This is a genomic window from Myroides sp. C4067, assembly GCF_038039665.1.
GTDB classification, from domain to species: Bacteria; Bacteroidota; Bacteroidia; order Flavobacteriales; family Flavobacteriaceae; genus Flavobacterium; species Flavobacterium odoratimimum.
Genome location: NZ_JBBPHJ010000014.1, coordinates 92,013 through 115,774, shown reverse-complemented (window position 1 = coordinate 115,774; position 23,762 = coordinate 92,013). Strand labels below are relative to the sequence as shown.

General features: G+C 30.4%; 17 protein-coding genes and 1 other RNA gene. 4 read left to right on the top strand and 14 right to left on the bottom strand.

Features of this window, described 5'->3' with window-relative positions:
- From AABL87_RS11560 to ssrA, 4 genes are all read right to left on the bottom strand, one after another.
- Window positions 1-4,121, bottom strand: a 4,121-nt coding sequence (locus AABL87_RS11560) for a hypothetical protein (protein WP_341277376.1), incomplete at its 3' end; no start/stop codon positions are given.
- Between the two features lie 423 nt (window positions 4,122-4,544).
- Complete coding sequence (locus AABL87_RS11555) at window positions 4,545-5,651, bottom strand: helix-turn-helix domain-containing protein (protein WP_006261264.1); 1,107 nt, start codon at window positions 5,649-5,651, stop codon at window positions 4,545-4,547.
- A 47-nt stretch (window positions 5,652-5,698) separates the two neighbouring features.
- Window positions 5,699-6,274, bottom strand: coding sequence for a hypothetical protein (locus AABL87_RS11550; RefSeq protein WP_006260367.1), 576 nt, complete (start codon window positions 6,272-6,274; stop codon window positions 5,699-5,701).
- A 720-nt stretch (window positions 6,275-6,994) separates the two neighbouring features.
- Window positions 6,995-7,393, bottom strand: a transfer-messenger RNA (tmRNA) gene (gene ssrA, locus AABL87_RS11545).
- Window positions 7,394-7,613: 220 nt separating this feature from the next.
- Here ssrA and AABL87_RS11540 point away from each other — a divergent pair.
- Together AABL87_RS11540 and tnpA are read left to right on the top strand one after the other, a co-directional pair.
- The gene (locus AABL87_RS11540) at window positions 7,614-8,822 is read left to right on the top strand and encodes an NAD(P)-dependent oxidoreductase (RefSeq protein WP_058699593.1); all 1,209 of its coding nucleotides are present in this window, start codon (window positions 7,614-7,616) and stop codon (window positions 8,820-8,822) included.
- A 132-nt stretch (window positions 8,823-8,954) separates the two neighbouring features.
- Complete coding sequence (tnpA, locus tag AABL87_RS11535) at window positions 8,955-9,386, top strand: IS200/IS605 family transposase (protein WP_115283923.1); 432 nt, start codon at window positions 8,955-8,957, stop codon at window positions 9,384-9,386.
- Window positions 9,387-9,450: 64 nt separating this feature from the next.
- On the opposite strand, the gene AABL87_RS11530 is transcribed toward tnpA, so the two are convergent.
- The 8 genes from AABL87_RS11530 to AABL87_RS11495 all read right to left on the bottom strand — a co-directional run bounded on the left by AABL87_RS11530 (window position 9,451) and on the right by AABL87_RS11495 (window position 21,511).
- A complete protein-coding gene (locus AABL87_RS11530) occupies window positions 9,451-10,986 on the bottom strand; it encodes a serine hydrolase domain-containing protein (RefSeq protein ID WP_006265346.1) in 1,536 nt (511 codons plus the stop codon).
- 208 nt (window positions 10,987-11,194) lie between these two features.
- On the bottom strand, window positions 11,195-12,292 hold the full coding sequence (locus tag AABL87_RS11525) for a cytochrome-c peroxidase (protein ID WP_235811655.1): 1,098 nt from the start codon (window positions 12,290-12,292) through the stop codon (window positions 11,195-11,197).
- A gap of 52 nt (window positions 12,293-12,344) precedes the next feature.
- Window positions 12,345-13,877, bottom strand: a complete 1,533-nt coding sequence (locus AABL87_RS11520; RefSeq protein WP_059050940.1) for a DUF6850 family outer membrane beta-barrel protein — start codon at window positions 13,875-13,877, stop codon at window positions 12,345-12,347.
- A 12-nt stretch (window positions 13,878-13,889) separates the two neighbouring features.
- Window positions 13,890-15,116, bottom strand: a complete 1,227-nt coding sequence (locus tag AABL87_RS11515; protein WP_006263627.1) for a DUF4876 domain-containing protein — start codon at window positions 15,114-15,116, stop codon at window positions 13,890-13,892.
- Between the two features lie 23 nt (window positions 15,117-15,139).
- Window positions 15,140-17,938, bottom strand: coding sequence for a TonB-dependent receptor plug domain-containing protein (locus AABL87_RS11510; protein ID WP_006263628.1), 2,799 nt, complete (start codon window positions 17,936-17,938; stop codon window positions 15,140-15,142).
- 406 nt (window positions 17,939-18,344) lie between these two features.
- Complete coding sequence (locus AABL87_RS11505) at window positions 18,345-19,193, bottom strand: aldo/keto reductase (RefSeq protein WP_006263629.1); 849 nt, start codon at window positions 19,191-19,193, stop codon at window positions 18,345-18,347.
- Window positions 19,194-19,515: 322 nt separating this feature from the next.
- Window positions 19,516-20,316: a helix-turn-helix domain-containing protein gene (locus tag AABL87_RS11500; protein ID WP_341277375.1), complete on the bottom strand. Its 801-nt coding sequence runs from the start codon at window positions 20,314-20,316 to the stop codon at window positions 19,516-19,518.
- A 73-nt stretch (window positions 20,317-20,389) separates the two neighbouring features.
- A complete protein-coding gene (locus AABL87_RS11495; RefSeq protein ID WP_006263631.1) occupies window positions 20,390-21,511 on the bottom strand; it encodes a hypothetical protein in 1,122 nt (373 codons plus the stop codon).
- A 101-nt stretch (window positions 21,512-21,612) separates the two neighbouring features.
- On the opposite strand from AABL87_RS11495, the gene AABL87_RS11490 reads away from it, so the two are divergent.
- Window positions 21,613-22,089: a GNAT family N-acetyltransferase gene (locus tag AABL87_RS11490; protein WP_341277374.1), complete on the top strand. Its 477-nt coding sequence runs from the start codon at window positions 21,613-21,615 to the stop codon at window positions 22,087-22,089.
- A gap of 420 nt (window positions 22,090-22,509) precedes the next feature.
- Window positions 22,510-22,680, top strand: coding sequence for a hypothetical protein (locus AABL87_RS11485; protein ID WP_006260376.1), 171 nt, complete (start codon window positions 22,510-22,512; stop codon window positions 22,678-22,680).
- A 121-nt stretch (window positions 22,681-22,801) separates the two neighbouring features.
- On the opposite strand, the gene AABL87_RS11480 is transcribed toward AABL87_RS11485, so the two are convergent.
- Together AABL87_RS11480 and AABL87_RS11475 are read right to left on the bottom strand one after the other, a co-directional pair.
- Window positions 22,802-23,206 (bottom strand): hypothetical protein, encoded by a 405-nt coding sequence (locus tag AABL87_RS11480; protein WP_006260377.1) that lies wholly within the window; start codon window positions 23,204-23,206, stop codon window positions 22,802-22,804.
- Window positions 23,207-23,312: 106 nt separating this feature from the next.
- Complete coding sequence (locus AABL87_RS11475; RefSeq protein WP_341277373.1) at window positions 23,313-23,714, bottom strand: RidA family protein; 402 nt, start codon at window positions 23,712-23,714, stop codon at window positions 23,313-23,315.
- Between the last annotated feature and the right edge of the window lie 48 nt (window positions 23,715-23,762).

The following is a 23,762-nucleotide window of genomic DNA, read 5'->3' as shown; positions in this document are numbered from 1 at the left end:
TTAAAAGTATACACTCCGTCTAATACTTCTACTTTTGTTGTATTAGCATCAATGATAACAACATCTCCTGCTACTGTAGTATGGGTATAGGTACCGTCGTTATTGTTTACTAATGTATCACTTGTCCCGTCTAACTTAGTTTTTAACTCTTCTAATGCCTCTTGTACATTTGTTGATGTAAAACCGTTATTACTGTTGTCAAAAGCAATAGCCTTAGCATTGGTGTCAAACGTTACTGGTGTACCATCGCCATTGTCATAAGTATAAGTACCATCGTTATTATTGGTTAAGCTTCCTTTAGAAACTGTTCCTAATACTGTATTGTCATCTGATTTTAAGGTAATAGTTCCATCATTATTATCAACTAATGTTACACCTGCACCTGATCCTACTTTACTTAATAGATTATCAATTGCATCTTGTACATTATCTGCTCCTAACTTAGATTTACTATCGTCAAAAGCAATAGCTTTTGCATTGGTATCAATACTTGTGATTGTATCTCCTTTAGCATTTTTAAAAGTATACACTCCGTCTAATACTTCTACTTTTGTTGTATTAGCATCAATGACAACAACATCTCCTGCTACTGTAGTATGCGTATAGGTACCATCGTTATTGTTTACTAATGTATCACTTGTCCCGTCTAACTTAGTTTTTAACTCTTCTAATGCCTCTTGTACATTTGTTGATGTAAAACCGTTATTACTGTTGTCAAAAGCAATAGCCTTAGCATTGGTGTCAAACGTTACTGGTGTACCATCGCCATTGTCATAAGTATAAGTACCATCGTTATTATTGGTTAAGCTTCCTTTAGAAACTGTTCCTAATACTGTATTGTCATCTGATTTTAAGGTAATAGTTCCATCATTATTATCAACTAATGTTACACCTGCACCTGATCCTACTTTACTTAATAGATTATCAATTGCATCTTGTACATTATCTGCTCCTAACTTAGATTTACTATCGTCAAAAGCAATTGCTTTTGCATTGGTATCAATACTTGTGATTGTATCTCCTTTAGCATTTTTAAAAGTATACACTCCGTCTAATACTTCTACTTTTGTTGTATTAGCATCAATGACAACAACATCTCCTGCTACTGTAGTATGCGTATAGGTACCGTCATTATTGTTTACTAATGTATCACTTGTCCCGTCTAACTTAGTTTTTAACTCTTCTAATGCCTCTTGTACATTTGTTGATGTAAAACCATTAGTGCTGTTATCAAAGGCAATAGCCTTAGCATTGGTGTCAATTTCTCCTATGACATCTCCTTGTGAGTTTTTAAACTCATATTTATTTGTAGTTGTATTTAAAGATACAGATACTTCTTTTGGATCAATTGTTACTCCTGTCTCTCCTAATTTTGGTTGACCATCAGCACCGATTTGACTCTCATTATAATAAGTAAAGGTCCCATTCGTATTTGGAATCAATAGAGTTACAGTCTCATTACCTTTTACTACTTCATCTAATGTTTTATAAATAACATTCCCTTGATCATCTGCTACACCTACACGATTATTTTCTCCTGTACCTGCATTTAATTTATCTGATGTAACTGCTTTATTACCTAATTTTTCATTAGTTATTCCTTCGTCTGCTACTTGAATAGTAACATCAGCTAATAATGCCTTAATCCCAGTGGTTTTAGCCAAAAATTCTAAACCACCAGACACTACCAAATCTCCTGTGGTACCAGCTACTTCTGTAATTTTATCTAATAATTTCTCTATAGCTTCTTGAACATTTGTTACTCCAAGATTTGTAGTATTATCATTATAAACAATTGCATTTGCATTTGCATCAATCTCTCCTATAACATCTCCTTGTGAGTTTTTAAACTCATATTTATTTGTAGTTGTATTTAAGGATACAGATACTTCTTTTGGATCAATTGTTACTCCTGTCTCTCCTAATTTTGGTTGACCATCAGCACCGATTTGACTCTCGTTATAATAAGTAAAGGTTCCATTGGTATTTGGAACTAATAAAGTTATAGTCTCATTCCCCTTAACAATAGTACTGAACTTTGAATTATCAACATTCTCAAACTTCTGAGTTACTTTATTCCACTCTTGGAAAATAACATCACCTGTTGTTTGGTCATAAACAATCTTAGTAAACCCTCCTTTACTCTCTGTGACATACTTGATATAATCATTGATTGTATTAAAGGTACGACCATCTACTTCTACTGGTTGTTTTACAATAGTTTCAAATTGATTTACAACACTTGATGGAATATCTACAAGTGTAGTGGTTCCGTCTTCACTTGTGTAGGTGTAAGTTCCATCTTGATTGTCCACTAAAGTAGTTATAGTCTCATTCCCCTTAACAATAGTACTGAACTTTGAATTATCAACATTCTCAAACTTCTGAGTTACTTCATTCCACTCTTGGAAAATAACATCACCTGTTGTTTGGTCATAAACAATCTTAGTAAACCCTCCTTTACTCTCTGTGACATACTTGATATAATCATTGATTGTATTAAAGGTACGACCATCTACTTCTACTGGTTGTTTTACAATTGTTTCAAATTGATTTACAACACTTGATGGAATATCTACAAGTGTAGTGGTTCCGTCTTCACTTGTGTAGGTGTAAGTTCCATCTTGATTGTCCACTAAAGTAGTTATAGTCTCATTTCCCTTAACAATAGTGCTGAACTTTGAATTATCAACATTCTCAAACTTCTGAGTTACTTCATTCCACTCTTGGAAAATAACATCACCTGTTGTTTGATCATAAACAATCTTAGTAAACCCTCCTTTACTCTCTGTGACATACTTGATATAATCATTGATTGTATTAAAGGTACGACCATCTACTTCTACTGGTTGTTTTACAATTGTTTCAAATTGATTTACAACACTTGATGGAATATCTACAAGTGTAGTGGTTCCGTCTTCACTTGTGTAGGTGTAAGTTCCATCTTGATTGTCCACTAAAGTAGTTATAGTCTCATTTCCCTTAACAATAGTGCTGAACTTTGAATTATCAACATTCTCAAACTTCTGAGTTACTTCATTCCACTCTTGGAAAATAACATCACCTGTTGTTTGATCATAAACAATCTTAGTAAACCCTCCTTTACTCTCTGTGATATACTTGATATAATCATTGATTGTATTAAAGGTACGACCATCTACTGTAATAGGTCCTTTAGTAATTATCTCTTCAAAATTATTAATTACGCCCCCAACAACATCAATAGCATAAATTCCTTTAGATAAATTTAAAGGATCAACATTAGAAGGAATAATATCATTATTAGCAATCAAGTATTCTTCTGAAACATAATACTGCTTATTAGCTACAGTAATAATCGCAGTTTTACTCTCATTTGCAGTAATTACTTCTTTAATAGAAACTTCTTTCCTTTCTCCTTCTTTAGTTATATATGTAAGTTTATCACCATCATAATAAACATTTCCTCCTACATACGTTCCATCTAAATAATTTGTGATATGTTCTTGAACAGTTTTATTATTAATAATATCACCAAACTTATTAATAACTGTTTCTTTTATTTTTATACGAACTCCTTCTCCAATAATATTTCCATTGCGATCTACTGAATTTTCATTATAATAAATATAGTCTCCAGTTTTTTCGTCATGTACTATTGTAGTTAATTTCTCTTTGATTTCTTGTTTGATAATTTTGTCTCCATCTTTTACATAGGTATAAAACTTATCTCCTTCATAAATAACATTACCTTCAGTGTTTTTTACAATATTTTTGATGATATTTTTTACCTTATCACCATCCATATTTACAATTTCTTCAAAATTGTTTACTACAATTTGTGGAATATCTTTATCAGCTGTTAAGCGTGACCATTTATCTATATCCCAATAGTAGTAACCTGGAGTAATATCGCCTTGTTTTTTTGTCGCATAGACTAATAAACTTTGTACATTGCCATTTCTAATTGTAACCTTATCCTTTGTGCTTTCCAATGCAACATTAGGAATTAATAAACCACGGTCTTTTGATTCAATTAATAATTCTGCAGATTTATTAGGAGTTGCTGTACCAATTCCTACTTGGGCATTAGTAGCAAAAGTTCCCAATAAAAGTGCAACAGGGAGTAATCTCTTTTTCATATATTTTAATATTGATTATAGATACTTTATGAAATATCCTTTTAAAAAAAACATAGTCAAAACTACTATTACTCAACGTTAAATACGGTATATAATAATCGCAATACGTGACTAACAAAGAGTTGTATCGCATATTTAACACACCTGTTTTTTTATGATACTTTATTAATATTATAAAATTAATTAGTTGAAATCAGATAAAATAGGGCTTAGAGTATATCAAGATATGTAAGTAAAACAAAATCGATAGCACAAAATACCTAAGTAAAAAAGGACATAATAGGTATTATTAAATCGATATAAAATAATTATTATTTAATAATATTTCATTTTGAAACAATTTTATTAGAATTTGAAACAAAATTCAAGTACTATTTTATCAAAAAAACAAAGATTAAACTTCAAACTATTCTAAATTGTAGTTTATTTCTTCAATAACTCTGAAGGAGGAAAACCATAAACATTTACAAAAGACCTATAAAATGTTACTCTTGAGTTAAAACCTGATAGCAAAGCCCATTTCTCTATACTCAATTCCTCATGATTATAATCATGTAAAGTAATAACAGCATATTCAATCCTAATACGATTTATATACTGATTAAAATTAGAGGCCTCACTACTTTTAAAAAAAGAAGATAGTCTAGTCTTAGGAATATTAGTGACCTTAGATAGCCTATTTAAACTTAAATTAGGATCTAAAAATAAACGATTTTCAATCAGTTTTTCATTTAATACTAAACTTATATATTGAAAATCATCTTCTTTATTCTCTTCAGTCACATCTTCCTCTTTTACAGTTTCTACAATTCCCTCTTTTTCCTCATCTATATCAACACATTCATATTCTACTTCCACTACACTAATCTTTAAGTCTATAGTAGAAGGCTGTAAGCTTAGTAGTTTATTAGTATTCTTTACTTTTATATTTAATAGTTTACCTATTAAATAGATACAACTAGAAATAATAAGAATTAAAGTACAACCTAGATAAATAAACAAAGGGTTTACATCAAAACCTCTTTCTTTAAAATCTGGTAACATCATAATAGATTCAAAAAAGAAAACTATGAGAAAAACAACTATAATACTCTCATTTCTTATAAGTACAGAAGTCTGCACAAGAAGATAGTAACATACTAAAACATATAAAACTCCAAGAATAACACTAACAATAGCACTGTAATAATTAAATATCTTTATCTGTTCTATCTCTTCACTTATATAATAGGAATAGCCAATAATATAGATAAATGATAATAAGCTGACAATGTATTGTAAATAAAACAAGTACTTTGATCGATCAAATAGTACATAGAAAAAAATAGGTCCATTAAATAAATTTAATAAAATGGATATACAAAAGAATTCAGCTGTAGAAAGATAATTGTAAAGTAGCCCAACCAAAAAGTTAATAGACAATAAAATGCTAACTTCTACTAATCTTTTTTCATATTGGACAAAGAGTTTAATTCTCTTTATCAAAACAATATAAACAACAGCTATAACAAGGAATATAAAATAAAACATATAATAAATTATTGTAACTAATCTTATTTTTTAATAGATAACCTACATTAAAATACTCTTGTTGAATTATTTTCTTTTTTATACGAAATAAAATAGATTAAAATGCTAATAATAAATACTGTAAAAGCTATAATCTCAATTAAAATTGATGATTTAGCAGCAAATACTTCTAAGTCTTCAATATAATATTTAAGTATAAAGACTTGAGAAACTAAAAAAATTACTTTAAGAGTAAACAAGAAGAAAACAACATTTAATAACTCTCTAAAACCAATAAAAAGATTGAGAATATTAGCTTTATTAATCAAAACAAATAAACTAAAGATTACTGTATAAAATATAAAAACAGTAAATTCTAACCATGGTTGAAAGTTTAAAAAAAAAGTAAAACAAACAAGTGCATTTAATATTAAGAGCATTTTAACTTCATGTCCAAACACATTCTTATTTTTCTTAGCATAAACATTTAGTATAATGAAAAGAGAAATAAAAGGTAAGAAACTAAACTTGCTGTCTTGTTTTATAAGTTTAAATAAACCAATAGATAAAGCAGCTAGTGAATAAACTAAATTTATAAAAATCAAACTAAATCTAGTCTTAAAAAATATAAGTTCGTTTTTCATAAAATCTCTTTTTAATAGCACTACAAAGTATGTGAATTTTACACAAAAAACATTAAGAATAATCGCATTTAATGAATTAAATATTTTATATACACATATTTTTCCTTATAAATATCTTAAAAAAGTAGATTAAAAAAACATTATATATTTAATAGAATAAATCCTTAAAATAAAACCACATTGAAATAAGGAAAAAACTATAAAAGTGTAAATAATGTTAATTTAATTTTTTAACATATCTCTATCTACTTGTAACTACACAATCAGATGATCCTAATAAATTGAAACGTTATAGAATGTACTAAAAGTGACTATATACAACATCTATTAACTAAAAATAATCCATATCAGAAAAAGATCATGTATCAAGTATGATAGTTGTAAAAAATATAATTCATAATAATGATACAAACTTAACTTGAACATTAAATCATACATACTTTTTAATGAGCTTAAATTATACTAACTCTGTAAGAAAAAATAAGTTCAATCTAATTTCTGATCTTATAAAATAGTATTGTATAATCTTTAGGTACTAGTTTAAACAATTCATCATTCTATATCCGAAACTCTTTAAGTTTATAAGTAATTCAAATATGATATCTTTTAATAAAATTGGTTAAACATTTAAAATAAATCTAATATCTAAAATACAGTTTTTAGTATCTATTGAATACAAAAAAAGCCTAACTATTTAAAAGTAAATAGTTAGGCTTTTTTCTGTGGAGTCGCCGAGAATCGAACTCGGGTCCAAACAAGCAATCAGGAAGCTTTCTACACGCTTAGTTTTTTATTAGATTTTCGACCGTTGGCTTGGCAAAAAACAGCCACCAAAAGCTTAGTTTCTAAGATTTCGAAATGCTAGCGAAACAATAGACATCTCTAGGTTTACTTTACGGTTCCCCTTAACAAAGCGCCATAAACCAAGGCTCTTTAGGAGAATTCAGCTCTTCCACCTGGTGGAAACTAAAGGCAATCTTACTATAATTCAGATTAAGCAGCTAAAGCGTAGTTATTTTCGCCGTTTAAAAAGTTCGTTAGATGATATTTACGAGCAATCTAACAACGCTCGACGTGCTTACTAACTAATTCCACTCGCTGTCAATACCGATCGACCCCAATGATTGCCTTAGTTAGCAATGAAATGCAAAAGTACAATTTATTTTTAAAAAATCAAACAAATACTATTTCTTCCTCTTAGAATGTTCATATACTGTATTTTATTCGTCAATACTTATTAAAAACTGTATATAATTCTAAAATTATGATTCAAAATAGTTGTGTGAGTCCGAAATAATTCTATATTTGAAAAACCAACCAAAAAACAAACAAACAAATTATGAAATTAGGAATTATTAAGGAGCGTAAATCGCCTCCTGATAGGAGAGTTGTGCTTTGTCCTAAGCAGGTAAAAAAAGCTTTAGACAAATATAACGAGCTGTCTATTAAGATAGAACATTCAGACATTAGAATTTTTAAAGATGAAAACTATGCTTCTGAAGGATTAGAACTATCAAGTGATATGACAGACTGTGATCTTCTCCTTGGGGTAAAAGAAATTCCTGTTGATTACCTTATACCAAATAAAACTTATGTCTTTTTTTCGCACACAATAAAAAAACAAGAACATAATCGCAAGCTCTTACAAGCTTGTTTAGAAAAGAACATTACATTAATGGATCACGAGACATTTGTAGACGGAAAAAACACTAGGATTATTGGCTTTGGTAGATATGCAGGTATAGTAGGTGCATACAATACACTAAGAGGCTTTGGGTTAAAATATGAATTATTCGAATTAGCCAAGGCTGAAACCTTACTTCACAAAGAAGATTTAATCTATCGATTAAAAAAACAGTACTTCCCTCCTATTAAGATAGTCGTAACTGGAACTGGAAAGGTAGCACATGGTATTATGGAAATACTAGACGGGATGAAAATGAAGAAGGTTTCTAAAGAACACTTCTTAACCCAAAAATATGATAGACCTGTATACACACAGATAGGTGTTGAAGACTATTACAAAAGAATAGATGGGACTGAAGGAAACAAACAAGATTTTTATAACCATCCTGAACTATACACTAGTGACTTCGAGAGATTTACTCGTGTAGCAGATATCCTGATGACTGGGCACTTCTTTAAAAAAGGAGCTCCTGTTATCTTGACAAAAGAGATGCTAAATTCTCCTTTTAATCAAATTAAAGTAATTGGTGATATCTCATGCGATGTAGATCATGGCCCTATAGCCTCTACATTGAAAGCATCTACTATAGCAGAGCCATTCTATGGATATCATCCAGGGAAAGGTACAGAAGTAGAATTTGACCATCCTGCAGCAATAACAGTGATGGCTATTGATAATTTGCCTTGTGAATTACCAAAAGATGCTAGTGAAGGATTTGGTGAAGTATTTGTAGAACAAGTATTACCTGCCTTCTTTAATGGAGATAAAGATAAAATACTAGAAAGAGCTACTATTACTAAAGGTGGTAAACTAACAGATAGATTTAGTTATTTACAAGACTTCGTAGATAATAAAGAATAAATAGGAAAGGCTATCAGAATAATGATAGCCTTTTTTAGTAAAGAATACTTTTTATTGGTTGCAGACTGTAGTTAAAACTATGCACTTTAGTGCATTTAGCTTTCAGCTTCTAAAAATGTTTATCTTTGATATATGGAATATCAACGAACCGGAGGACATAGTGTATCACGTTTAACTGCCCATATAGTATGGGTGACTAAATATCGTTATCCAGTATTGGAAGGAGATATTCAGATACGTTGTCGTAGTCTGATCATTCAGATTTGTGAAGCAGAAGATATTCAAATTTTAAAAGGTGTAGTATCAAAGGACCATGTTCATCTTCATATAGAATATCGACCATCTCAAAACATAAGCAATATTGTCAAACTCTTCAAGGGTCGTACCTCAAGGAAACTCCAAATAGAATTTCCTGAGTTGAAGCACAGATACTGGGGACGTCACTTTTGGGCAATAGACTTTGGTTGTTGGAGTACAGGAAATATTACTGATGAAATGCTAAATCAATATCTTGAACACCATCGTAAATCAAATGATAACGGAGGTAACTTTATATTTGAGTAAGTAGCTCCACCCAGGCAGACTTTAGTCTGCTTTAACAAACTATGGACTTTCAGTCCATAGTGGTTTATTTAAGTAATTGTATTTTAATTAGCATTTCTTGTGCATTCTTATTCTCAGCATCTAGCTCTAGCGATTTCTGGTAACTCAATAAAGACATTTTATAATCCTTCATTAGAAAGTAAGCTTCTCCTAAGCTATCGTATAAATTAGCATTATTAGTATCATACTGAATCGCTAATTCAAATACCTTTATTGCCTTATCAATCTCTTTTCTCTTCAGAAAGTTATATCCTAAATTATTTAAATAGAATGACCCTGAGAGATAATGTTCTTTATCTGCTTTTAACGTTTTATACTTCTCTAAAGCTAAACTAAAGTTATTTTTAAACTCTTTTTCTAGCAGGGATACTAGGTTTATCTTAGGATAAGTAATTAATGCTGTTTCTATTTTATTATACAATTCTAACCAATCATCTTGTGCAGCATCCGAAGTATTATTCATCATTATTATCATTCCATAACGTGAATCTGGACAAACAAGAATACCACTTTGTACCCCTATTGACGTTCCTGTCTTTCCATAATAAGCACCTTCCTTCAGACCGTATCCCACATCCCAGAAATATCCTTTATCATCACCGTCTTCTTCTTCTTTAAATAATAATCGAGAGGCTTCCTTTATAAAAGGTTGATTGCTTTGTAACTGAAACTTCATAAACTTAGTTAAGTCAGGTAAACTACTTATCATACCATATGATCCACCTAATAGAGGATTTCTTAGTAAAGGAGCTACTTCCCCATTTTCGTTATAACTTATGGCTAATTGTTTCTTATACCTATCATACTCATTTAAAGAAGTCTGCTTCAAGTTAAGCTCATCCAGCAACTCCTGTAATAGCTCTTTATAAGGCTTGTGATATACCTGCTCTAAAATATAAGTAACTAATTCTGGTCCTACTGAGTTATAGTCGTAGAATGTACCTGGTTTCTTATCTAATTTGACTGTTTTTAATTCTTCTAATAGATCAGACATCGTATAACTAAATGGTCTATTTTCATAATATCCCTCTCTCGTCTTCTTATATATTTCATCTAACTCTTTAGGAGCTCTATCTTGAAGCCCCAAAGTATGTGTTACTAAATTCTGAATGGTAATAGGAGTTCCTTCAAACTGCAAATTTGGATAATCTCCTTTTAAATAAGTTCTGATATCATCATTTAGTGTAATCTTTTGCTCTAGAACCGCTTTAGCGACTAAAGAGCCTGCAAAAACTTTAGAAATAGAAGCAATCTCATAGAGTGTATTATCACTAGGTCGTTGTTTGGACTCTTTATCTAATTCTCCATAATACTGCTGATAAACCTCTCCATCTCTATAAATGGCAATCGCTAATGAGTTGACATTACCTTTCTGAAGAGTGCTCTCAGCATATTGATCTATGATCAGACATAGTTCTTTAAAAGATTTATCTACTCCCTTTTCTTGTGATAATTGTTGAATATTATAGTATTTCCCATTTCTATCTTTATATACATCATTTGCCATTCCTGTAAAAGAAATAAACAAAAACGATAATGGAATAATTAATTTATAATTCATAGTTTTAGGTTAATTTATCTGTTGTTAATTAAAAAGTATATACCACTACTATTACAAATCCCACTACATATTGTGATATTCTTTATTCAACTCTAATTGAGCTTATAATAAGCTAAAAATAAACAAAATATGCTCTCCTACTTCATGTAATAAACGAAAAAGAGAGAATAAAAACTGTCGTTCATTACTCTCTCTTCTATATAAAGTTCTATTCTCTAGGAAAATCAGGTCGTTGCATCCTAAAACGCGAACCTGATAATGACTCTAAAAAGGCTACAATAGCTTTAATCTCATCACGGGATAACTTTAATGGCTTCATTAAAGAATCAGTAACAGGATATAATGGATCTGTAAGTTTCTTTTCTGGTGTAGGGTCAATCATGTGCATGCCACTATTATAGATATTGACAATGCCCTCTAGATTATCAAATAAACCATTGTGCATCCATGGTCTAGTATTCAATAAATCCCGTAGAATAGGGGTTTTAAACTGACCTACATGCTCAGGATTTTTTGTAATCTCGTATCTACCTAAATCTTGATACTTTCGTTTATAATACGTCAGCCCTATATTGTGAAATTTATCATCAGTAAGATCTACACCATGATGACAGTTCATACATCTACCCTTTGTTCTAAAGAGATGCATCCCATATATCTCCTGATCAGTTAAAGCTTTATAATTACCATCTATAAATACATCCACTCTACTTCTTTGGCTTTTAATAGTTCGTTGAAAAGCAGCAAGGGACTCTATAATTCTTTTATAAGTTACCTTAGTATCTCCAAAAGCTTCTTCAAAATAACTATTATATCCTTTGATCTTAGTAAGCTTCTCTGGCAATATATCCACATCCATTGCCATCTCATTATGAGCACTTAATGGACCTTTTGCTTGTTCTTCTAAAGTAGTTGCTCTACCATCCCAAAATAATGTTTTTCTATTAGCGACATTATACAAAGTAGGTGTATTTCTATTGCCTTGCAAGTGATCATGTCCTAATGCTACACTTCGCTTATCTGCCCATCCTATCTCTGGGTCGTGACAAGTACTACACGATATTTGGTTAGACTTAGATAACTTTGGGTCGAAGAACAGCATTCGCCCTAACTTAACTATTGGTTGATTTTGATTCTTCATAAAGAGAGAATCTCTTTTTATACTCTGAAATTCCTCCCACACTACTCCTTCATCTATTGTAGGTTGAGGCCAATTAGCAATAGGCTGTTTATAACTCTCGACTATAGCTAAATATTCTGGTGAATCTGGATTGAATAAACTATTAAAATCTGTTTTAAAACTCATGAGTAATAATAAACAGAACATTAATAGTAAACTGCTTTTAATTAAATTCATATTAAAAATTAACTCCTAGCGAAGCTCCCATAAAATGATTGGTTTTATCTCCTGAAAAATTAGTTTGGTTAAAACTTAAAGTCATAAAGACGGGTACAAAATCACTATGCTTATAACTATATTTTAAGGAAATACTATTCTGTACGTAGTTCTGTTTTAAATAATTATAGTCACTCTCCATCCAATACATTATACTCTCTTTTAGTTTTGATTTATTAATCTGATTAGAGGAGTTCGTTGTATTTCTAAACCTTAAGTGATAACTTACTTCAATACTATTGTGACTATTAAGCTCCTGAAGCCAACTAGCATTAACCCCAAAGTAATTGTAAGTAAAGTTTTGCTTATTATTTACTTCTTTGACAGTTTCTTTGATAGACTGGTACATCCAATAAGTACTCAAAGTCAATAGGCTTTTCTCAAACTCCTTTTTATAAAGAACTTCTACTCTATGATTACTATCAGTATAACTATACAACTTCTTTCGCATTAATTCCTTTAAGAAATCTTGATTATTTGTATAATAAATATTAGTTCCTTCTTTCTTCATATATTGCATTGAGTATTTTACAGCTATCTTAGAAGAAGTATTTAGATTAAAAAACTTAGCAGTCATCCATTCATATGACTTGGACTTTAACTCATTAATCTTATTTCCATCACCTTCATTAGATGTAATACTAGCTGAAGCATTTTTATTCATCTTATCATTACTAGTAGTAAACACTAGATAAAAATCATCTTTCTTAGTAATTCCTAAGCCGAATTGTAAACCTAATGTTTCATAGACTGATTTAAATGTCTTACCACTAAAATAATTATTCCATGTACCTAAACCTTGCAATTGATATAATCCAGCTTTTTGCGTTTGGTTAGCAAAAATAATAGAAGTATTCTGTGTGTACTTATGCATTTTACCAAAAGCATCTACCTTCCAGCTAGGTGTAATTTTGTATCCTGCTCCTAATTTTAAATTCATATCTGAAGAAATTGCCTTAGGTCTAGGGTCTCTCTTTTTATAGGCCATATTAGCTATATAGCCTAATTCTACACCAATGCTCCATCTATCTATTTCCTTTACATAACCACCTTTAAACTCATAGATCTCAGCCTTAAGATTATTAGCTACAGAATCCCCCATAATAAAAGGACCTATTTTATCAAGGTCTACATTATTATTCCAAACAATATCCTTGTTCAATTGATTTTTATAAGAAGCACTTCCCCAGATTGTTCTATTATTCTTTAGTTTTTTATAAGAGTTTACATTTAGACGAAGCTCTTCTAATTCACTACCTTTCTGAAGTAAATAGGTATCTCTTTTCTCTTTGTCATAATTCAAAGAAAAATCAGATATGGTAAAAGAACTATAATCCCCCATATTTGAAGGATTATAGTAATATAACTGTTTATAATTTTGCTCGTTTTGATCATATCTCTTCATCAAGTCAAACATAGAAGAAGCTTCTTGTCCTACTACATCTTGAATGGATAAAGCTACAATGACAGATAGAGCGAATACATACGTTTTCAATATGTTTATTTATTAATGAACAATTCCATTTTTTAAACTTGAATCAGAATCTCTTGTAAAATCTACTGTTGAATTATTAGTATCTTTATACATATTCTTTCCATTACTCATTTTTCCAATTACTTTACGGCGAATTGTTTTACCATACCTTGCTGGATCAGAATCTATAGTTCCACATCCTGTCCATCCAGAATCTATAGATACTCCTATTACATTGTGAACCCACCCTTCAACTGATGCTGAATTAACACCGTCAAATATCCATTCATTTGGTATTTTATACGTTTTCTTATTAGTTACTTTACCCGCTTTATTTATATAACTATATTCATATGTATAGTCTGTTAACCATTGTTTTACTGTCACTCCTTCTGGAAATCTAGCAATAGCATAACTCTCTGATCCACGGTCATTTAAAAAGAACATATTGAATGCCATCTGAGTAAAAATTACGTTAGCATTTGGAACTGCTGGATTATCCACCTGTCCTAATTTTGGATTGTCTAAATTTGGGTATTCATAATCAGCCTTGCTTAAATCAAAAGCTGGAATATTGGCTTTTTTGTGATTAGTAGCCATATCAGCGATAACTATAAAGTCACCTGGTTCTACATCTTTAGAATGTTCTTGTGGAATCATTAACACAGCTTGTACAGGGAATGCTTCACCTAATATATCTGGGGTAACATTGTGATTTAATGTTGTGAAAAATTCTGATTGACAGATAAGTAACCCTCCTGTTTTTAATACTTTATCCGTATTGTTAGTCAGTTTGAAGTATCTCCCTCCTGTATATAGTTTTCCTTCTAAAGTACGAACACCAGTGAAGAAAATCTCTTCAATAATAAAATCATTACCAAAGATTTTGATATGTAAATCAATAGATAAATCATGTTGTTCTTGTGTTAAATCAAAAGAAGAATTACCTCCGATCTCCATTTGCTCTCCTGTTACTAGTGTTACTTTACCATTCACTGTAGCTTTATAAGATCCTTTGTCAATAGGAAACTCTAAATTTCCTTTATCTACTAATTTTGTTGTTGTTACTCCAGTGTTTATTTCAACCAATTCTACTACTACATTGTCATAAGATTTAATATTATCAGCTTTTAATTGAATCTTAACGATACTACTTTTACTAGATATAATTTCTGTAGAATTATCATCACTACTACACGATATAGTAGTTGTTGTCAGAAGTCCTAAGGCTAATACTAGGGTAAGTAAGTTTTTTTTCATTTTATGTTATTATTTATGTTTAATTAAAATTTATACGTAAGTTCCATCCCAAAATAAGGTTCTGAGCTATTCTTACGATATACCTTCAATCCATTAAAAGTATAAGGAGAGTAATAAGAAAACAACCTATTTACAAACAGAGACATTTTAAAATCTTTAAAAATTTTCTTTGTTACTTTTAGATTCATACGAATATCAAAATTGTAATGAGAAGCAATATTATCAGTAATACTAACATCACGTACTAACCACTGTTTGTACATATCTTTTCTATCTTCTTTTGTAAAGTCGTGAACGACTTGATCTAATCCAAAATAATATAGAGGTGCAGCTTCTCTATGTTGCCTAGCCTCATCTTTAAAAATAGTTCCTTGAAAAGAACCCGAAATATTCATATCTAAAGCAGGTAAATAAGTATCTATTATTAAGTTATAATTCATTCCTGAATACACATATCCATAATCACTATTATATATCCCCACATAAGGTATCCCTTGACCATTTATAGACTTATTAGGTCTCTCTTGTATCATATCATTGTTTTGATAAATAGTTTTGAAATAAGCCCCACTTAAAGTAAACTTCGTATTGATTCCTTTAAAGCGAGGGGTTGTATATCCAAACTCTATTCCCCTTTTAGCAGTACTACTCCCATTAGTGTTATAACTTAAGCTAGTAAATGTTGTTTTCTTTGTATAAGGTAAATCATTGATATTTGGCTTTTCTGTCATTTCTTCTAGATTTAGACCAGATGTATTATACCTATTATAAGTTTGTACTTGATACTGACCATCACTTCTAAATCCTGTAGGCATTGCCTCATCAAAAACAGTGAAAAATAGTTCATGCTTACCAACACTTAGATCTAAACGAATCTCTTTTTTTGTATTCTTTGCTGCGACTAGACTCCTATTTGTTACATCTTCAACATAGGTCATAAAGTTTACATAGTGCAATGCTGAGTTATCAGGTCTAAAGTTTAGTTGTTGGTGGTCCTTATAGCTTAGATTAGGATATAGCATTCCTTGTGTTGGTTGCTTATACAGTTCTCCATACCCCACTGTTACATCTACTCCTATAGGTATATTAATAATGTCAAAACGAGGTAATTTCCATTGTCCTATGAACCTTGGTTCTATATATAACTTATCACTTAATGAATAAGATTTATCCATTCCTATTCTAGTTGATGCACGGATACCAGCATAAAAACTGATTTGATGCTCATCTATATTCCATAACATTTTATCTCCTATAAAGAAAGCTAGGTTCTGATAAGCAGGTATATCACTATAAGCTCTAGGGCGAGTAGTTAATGATGCAGAAGGTGGTTTTAGTAAGTCATAGATTTGTCCTCTACCATTATTTTTTGCATATTTATAATCCATACCAAACTCTAGACTATGTTTTGACTTTAAGGCATTAAATTCAGCATTTGCTTCTAGTTTAGTATTGATGTCAATCGGTCTTCCTTCTGTCTTCGCATCTGATATAAAGCTTATTTCTGGGAAGTACCCATCATTTACCCCTTGCTCTGTTGCAAGAGAAACTGCCCTTGGTCCACTGTATTGAACAAATACACGTTGACTCAGATTATCAAATCCTTTTCTAATTCCTGTGGTTAATTTTACCTTGTTAAAGAATGAAGAACTCCTAAATTTATACTCAAAATTATTAGATAGAGCCAAAAGTTTCTTATCGTTTTTATATGAGTCTACTAAAGCATATCCACTATCAGGATCTACTTTACTCTCATCAATATTTAGATTAAAATCAACAAAAGATTTCCATACCAATTCATCTACTCCAAACTTAAAAGTTTTAGTTGAACGAGCAGAAAATGCAAAGCGATTATAATTATCATATATATTACGTGGATCTGTTTTAGCATTTAAATAGTCTACACTTAGATTCAAGTCCCAACTTGGTGTAAGACTCAATCCCTTACCAACATAAATAGACTTACTAAATCCATCTGCTTTTATACGTCCTTGTAATCCTGTAGCACCAGATTTACGATTGATAAGAATCAGTCCTGATGTTAAATCTCCGTAAGAAACACCTGGAATACCTCGTACAATCTCTATACTCTCAATATCATTAGTCGGAATAGTACGCATATCTACACCTATACTAGATGTCTCTCTACCCGCATTAACGAATCCGCTACCAGATACTCTCTGATCATTATAGATAGCATTTTGTAAGTCTACATTAGAGTTCATCACATTACCATCCATAACGAATTGTACGCCTAAAGAACTAGTATTATACTTACTACTCTCTTTATTGCCAAATTCCCGAATTAATACGCGATTAGCTGAGTTAAGATTAGGGTCTTTTGATAGACCTCCTGGTAATAGTTCCATAATATCTGCAAAGCTAGAAGGTTGTAAATGTTCCATCGCTTTTCGATTGATAACAGATTTTGAAGACAATCCTTTTCCCTCTTCTGCTGTAATAATAACCTCTTGAAGTTGGTTATAAGAAGTTTTTAATTCTTTTCTAATAAGAATGGCTTTAGTAATATTTACATTACTTTCTAATGCAGTATAAGACAAATGAAAGAACGATATCAAATAATCATCCGCTACTACACTTAATTTTAAATATCCTTTGTCATCCGTCATTCCGAAATAAGAATGTGATAACGATTGTAGTGATATAGCAACATCTGAAATTTTACTTCCTTCAATATCGGTAATCTTAAATTCTACTTCTACTTTTTTATCTTGAGCGTAACTAAGATTAGTAACTAAAAATATAATTAAACAACTTAAAACAAGTGTTAATTTAAAACGATTATTTGCCCCCCTGTGCATCCAAAAAACTTTAAAAACTTTCGAGGCAAAAGTATTTCATTTTAGAATACAAAACAATTTAATAAATCTAAATAAAGATAACTACAACACCGAAATATTCGTACATAATTAATAATCAGTAAATTATTTAGATTATTTATTTAAAGATATTCTAAATAACAGCATCCATTACAGACAAAAAATGACTATATTGGATCAAATTCAATACCTTTTAATTCTTAAATTAAAACTATTTTCTTCTCATAAAACTAATTTAAAAATTAAGGTTTCTACTATTTTATATTTTTAACTTATATATATGAAACTTAATTTATTTATTCCTTTCCCCTTCATGTAGAACAAACAAAGCCTATAAACACACTCTGTGCTTATAGGCTTTGTTTAAAATACTTGATTCGTTTTGATATTAAACTACATAGTCAGGCCATTCATTAGGCACTTCACCACTGAATCCCATTTTAGGTAAATTATTTATTTGATCCATATCTTGATCACTTAACTCAAAATCAAAAATATTCATATTATCAATAATTCTTTCTAGAGTATTAGACTTCGGTATTGCTATTGTATTATGTTGTAAACACCATCTTAAACATACCTGAGAGATTGACTTATTATGTTTCTTTGCAATACTGATTAACACCTCATTATTAAACACTTTACCTCTAGCTAATGGTGACCAGGCTTCTATGACAATATTTTTCTTTTCGCAATATGCTTTTAATTCTGGCTGCCAATACCCTGGATGAAATTCTAACTGATTAATAGCAGGGATAACTTTAGCCGTTTCTAATAAAGCCTCTAAGTGCTCTTCCCAAAAGTTACTTACTCCTATTGATTTTATTTTACCTGCAGCTTGTAATTCTTCCATAGCACGCCAAGTATCTGCATTCACTTTTTTCCAATCATCACCGAAGTTTTTATAATTAGCTGGCCAGTGAATTAAATAAAGATCGATATAATCAAGACCTAGTTTCTCTAACGAAATATCAAGTGCCTTTTTAGTCTCTTCATATCCCATATTCTCTCTCCATACTTTTGTAGTCACAAAGATATCTTCTCTAGGAACACCACTCTCTTTTATACCTTGCCCTACTTCTTCTTCATTCTGATATATAGCAGCTGTATCTAGTAAGCGATATCCTTTATCTAAAGCATTTTTTACTGCTAAAACCCCTTCTGTTTTAGTTGCTTTGTAAGTTCCAAATCCGATTGACGGAATTAGATTTCCATCATTAAGTTTTATTTTATTCATCATGTTTTCTTTTAAATAAATTATTCCAAGTGAACTCCCCTAAAGATAATATAAAAAGTCTTTTTTTGAAAAACAGAAATTAACTTTAGAAGTAAGATAGATACATCTTTATAGGTCAGTTATAAGGTGCCATTCTTATAAATGACACTGTGAATATTCACTATAAATTACTTCAACTTATATCTCTAAGTAGTTTTAAAAATTGGAATTATGTAAAAGTAAAGTACTGTATTTTTAACCAATTATAAAATGGATATTAAACAGAATTTAATGGATTATTATAAGATACTCCTCCATATCTAATACTTAGACGAATACAAGTTTATTCCTCTGATTTAAATAGAGGGAAGTTAATCAATTGTTCATCAGAGGATTTTATAAATTCCTTTGGGCTAACCCCTGTAAACTCTTTAAACTCCCTTATATAATGAGATTGATCATAATAATCACTCTGATAAGAAAGTGTCGTTAAGTTCTTAAACTTACTCTCTCTTAACAAATCAAGGCTAGACTGAAATCGCATAATTCTTGAAAACAACTTAGGAGACATTCCTATATATTGTTTTACAAGCCGTTCTAATGTTCTCTCAGAAATATTTATTTCATCTTGTATTTCTTTTAATGACTTTCCCTTTTGTAATAATAGAGAGATATAATCTATCTTTTTATTCTCAAATCTATTATACTGAATCTGCTCTAGAAGAAAAGAAGATAATAAACCTATTTTCTCCTCAATAGTATCCGTGTGTACTAGTTGTTCTAAAAGCGTATTAGGGACAATGTCTTCTAAGGCTATATTTTTATTACTAAATTCAATAGCATCATATTTAAATAACGCCTTTAAAGCTGTAGGTTCTAGATATGCTCCGATTATCCTAAAACTCCCCTCTACACTCTGATCTGTAAACTGACTAAACTGTCCATAGACATAGAGTTGTGGAGCTACTTGATGATATTGATCTAAAAATAAGTTAGGCTTATCTTGATAGATTAAGGTAGGTATACCATCAGGAAGTATCTTAAAAGTTTGTTTTTCTGCCTTATCATTTGAGTTCTCTAATACCCAAAAATAACGGACGTAATCTCGTAAGGGCAATATTGGGAGGATCTCTCGATAGTGCATAACTGAATCTTATTATTACATCAAAGATACTATATTTTTAGACCTTTAATTTCTTCTTTTATATCAAAGTAATTTATAAGAATTTTTCACTCTCCGTCAACTCAGGAATATAGATTAAAAAATCATTCCCTTTTACAATTCTTAGTAAAGTCTGATCTCCTATTTTTAGTTTGCCTTGAGAAATTGCTTTTTGCAAAGGCTTAAGATCAAAACAATACCAATCATTAGTAGTCACAACACCTAAGAAAGAACTGTATAATTTAAGATCATCCATAGTTTCAGCTGCAGTCTTTCCTATCAGTATTATGTGTAGAGATGTTCTAAAGTTAGCGTCTTCTATATTAAATACTAGATTACCTATATCATATATCTCCATTAAACTTTCTCCTTTAGGGGTATGAACTGCTCCAAACTTAAAAAGGTTTTTCTTACTTGACCAATGTGGAAGTGCTTCTAGTAATTGATGCTTCATTACTTGTATTCTTAAGTGATGTTTACCTCCTAAATAAATCTCTCTACTTAACTTTATTGCTTCTAGGTGCTCTTGCTCCTTTGAAGATAGTTTAGTATTAAGTAATAGATTACTCTTTTCTATAAAATCTTCTGAAAATAGATAGGTATCCTCTTCTAAAGCTAATTTATTTGATGTATCTAACATGTGAGAAAGAACTTTAGCAGTCTCTTTATTCTTTGTCTGCTCTTTTAAATAAGAGATAATCAACCTATCAGCATCTAAATAAACTTGTTCTAAACCATATGTTCTTATCCCTTTTTCAACAATTTTTTTATAGAGATAGAAGTCCTTTTTTCTCTCTAAAAATGAAAAAGTAGAACTGTACTCCTTAATAAATTGCTCAAGTTTCTTTTGAGATAATGTCTTAATCTTATTTTCGATAATACCATTTGAATAAGGATCTATCTCCTGAAAGTAGATATCAAATTTAACTGCATCAATTACAGCATTGACAAAATAAGGTACCTCATTTGTAAAGTGAGTTTCCCCAATCAATACAGAATTAGCTTTGCTCATTTCCGTTACTAAAGCATGCCAACCTTGTCCTTTAAAAGACTCTTTCTCAGCTTCTATATTAAAAGTTGAATAGTTCTTTAATATAATACTATCCATTAATTGTTCTTGGCTAAAAATAGCATTAGTCAAAAAAAAGCAGACTACTATAAATAAATACTTTCTCATTTATATTCTTATATACTCATAAAGAAAACGTTTTCCTCTTAAACTAACAATAAAAAAACAAAAATATTATTCTAAATTGCTTGACTTAAATTGACAAGAATATGATAACGATACAACCTTATGATCCTAAATACTTTGATGAACTAACTTCTTATGAATTAGACGAGCAACAAGCTACGTTTGCTCTTGTGCCAAAGTATATGCTGACTAATCCTGATATTATGGAGAATACAATGCGTACTCAATATTGTATCTTATCTGATGATACCCCAGTAGGCCTATTCTCTTTAGACCTATCTGATGATCGTTTGATATATACAGAGAATAAAGATTCTATTTTACTACGCGCATTATCTATCATGCCTAATCAACAGGGCAAAGGAATAGCTAAAGTTACTATGCTTCTATTACCTGACTTAGTAAGAGAATATTATCCTACTGTAAATGAAATAGTCTTTGGGGTTAACTATGAGAACGCTCTCGCTTATAATCTATATATAAAGACTGGCTATGAAGATTCTGGAAGAACGTATCAAGGTCTTAAAGGCCCTCAACACTGTATGACTAAAAGTATATAGCCTATTAATCCCAATGTCTTTTAAAAACTGTACAGTTATAGTAAATCGAGACAGCTTTAGTTTTGAATGAGTCCGTAGTGACTCCGTTATGAGTCTGTAGTGACTCCGTTAAAATAGCATATTTAACGGAGTCACTACAGACTTAATCTAGAAAGAATAAGAACCTATTTGCAATCAGATCCAATCAGAAGTACATAAGGTATAGGATAACAAAAAAAGGGCTAACTTGTTTAATTAACAAGCTAGCCATTATCCCTTTATTGAATACTAAAAAGTAAATTATTTCTTTTAAATTTAGAACACTAGTTTATAGTCGTTTTCTTTCTTTTAAAGGTGATTTTTATTGTCTATTTAGCTAAAAAAAGAAGAGCAATACTCTTCTTTTCTTCTTAATTTTGCTTTCAAACTAAAAGAGAACACATGAAAGTTAAAGACAAAGTAGTCGATATAGAAACCAATGAAGAGTACATTATCAAAGATATTATAGAGAAAAATAAATTTATACCTGAGGACTTATACAAGCTTATTTCTGTAACTACGAAGAAAGAAATTCAAGTTTTTAAAAGTACTTTTGAAACTAGTTTTAAATAACCTTTTAAAGGTTATTGTCACTTTTATAAACCAAAAAATCCTACAAACGCTATTGTCTGTAGGATTTTTTATGGACTATAAAAACAACCTCAAGTGACTTATTAGATATTAAATCTAATGGTTACTTATTTACTATTAGTAATTTTTCATTTGCTAATACTAATGCCTCTTCTGCAGTAGAGACTACAAAAAGTTCATGCCCCCAATACTTAAAGAAAATCTCTTTAAAGTCTATTGCTACTTGGCGTTTTTCTTCATTAGGTTCTACTTGTATCATGGCTAATACATTATTGCGTAGTTGCTCTCTATTCTTTTTCATCCACAGGTTCATCTTCTTCATGTGATCCTTGTTACTCTTAGTATCCTTTACATCAGGTGCACTCACCTCATTAATCATAACAAATTTTTTACCTGTTTTTAGTAATGCTTCGTAGTCATTAAAATACTGATCTTGATCATGTCCTTCATTGACAGATTGAATAATTACTTTTACTATAGGGAATTGCTTTGCATCTAATTGACTCATAAATTTTATTTTTTGTAAAGGACTCATTTTATGGTCAAATGAAAAATGGACATTCAAAAGAAAGAGATGGATTATTCTAAGTACTTTATCTATTTCTTCTAATAGATTAGACCTTAGCTGCCCAAATCTCGATCTCTAAATCAATCTCTGGAAGCCCTAAAGCTGAGATATAAGCTACAGTCATAGAAGGATTTCCACTTTTAAAGAACTCCTTCCATACACTATCAAAATAATCCCAATCAATCTCTTTAGTTGACCAAATATTAACTTTGATAATATCAACCTCTGTTAGGTTTTGGCTTTCTAACAAGGCAGTAATATTGCTAAACGTATTGTCTACTTGTTGATTAAAGTCAATTGGTATCACACCATTACCGTCAGTACCTATCTGTCCAGAGAAAGTATAAATAGTTGCATTTTTAGGTACAATAGTGATATGTGAATAATTCCCTACTGGTCTTGATAACGTTGTTGGAGTAGTTCTAACTACTTTTTGAATGTCTTGCATGGTTTTATTATTAAATATTCTAGTGCAAAACTAGACTAGGAGTTACAA

Coding starts and splice junctions, on each gene's coding strand:
- AABL87_RS11495 (WP_006263631.1), bottom strand. CDS start 21,511: ATGAGAAAGTATTTATTTATAGTAGTCTGCTTTTTTTTGACTAATGCT.
- AABL87_RS11475 (WP_341277373.1), bottom strand. CDS start 23,714: ATGCAAGACATTCAAAAAGTAGTTAGAACTACTCCAACAACGTTATCA.
- AABL87_RS11515 (WP_006263627.1), bottom strand. CDS start 15,116: ATGAAAAAAAACTTACTTACCCTAGTATTAGCCTTAGGACTTCTGACA.
- tnpA (WP_115283923.1), top strand. CDS start 8,955: ATGGAATATCAACGAACCGGAGGACATAGTGTATCACGTTTAACTGCC.
- AABL87_RS11525 (WP_235811655.1), bottom strand. CDS start 12,292: ATGAGTTTTAAAACAGATTTTAATAGTTTATTCAATCCAGATTCACCA.
- AABL87_RS11510 (WP_006263628.1), bottom strand. CDS start 17,938: ATGCACAGGGGGGCAAATAATCGTTTTAAATTAACACTTGTTTTAAGT.
- AABL87_RS11505 (WP_006263629.1), bottom strand. CDS start 19,193: ATGAATAAAATAAAACTTAATGATGGAAATCTAATTCCGTCAATCGGA.
- AABL87_RS11550 (WP_006260367.1), bottom strand. CDS start 6,274: ATGAAAAACGAACTTATATTTTTTAAGACTAGATTTAGTTTGATTTTT.
- AABL87_RS11490 (WP_341277374.1), top strand. CDS start 21,613: ATGATAACGATACAACCTTATGATCCTAAATACTTTGATGAACTAACT.
- AABL87_RS11530 (WP_006265346.1), bottom strand. CDS start 10,986: ATGAATTATAAATTAATTATTCCATTATCGTTTTTGTTTATTTCTTTT.
- AABL87_RS11480 (WP_006260377.1), bottom strand. CDS start 23,206: ATGAGTCAATTAGATGCAAAGCAATTCCCTATAGTAAAAGTAATTATT.
- AABL87_RS11540 (WP_058699593.1), top strand. CDS start 7,614: ATGAAATTAGGAATTATTAAGGAGCGTAAATCGCCTCCTGATAGGAGA.
- AABL87_RS11500 (WP_341277375.1), bottom strand. CDS start 20,316: ATGCACTATCGAGAGATCCTCCCAATATTGCCCTTACGAGATTACGTC.
- AABL87_RS11485 (WP_006260376.1), top strand. CDS start 22,510: ATGAAAGTTAAAGACAAAGTAGTCGATATAGAAACCAATGAAGAGTAC.
- AABL87_RS11555 (WP_006261264.1), bottom strand. CDS start 5,651: ATGTTTTATTTTATATTCCTTGTTATAGCTGTTGTTTATATTGTTTTG.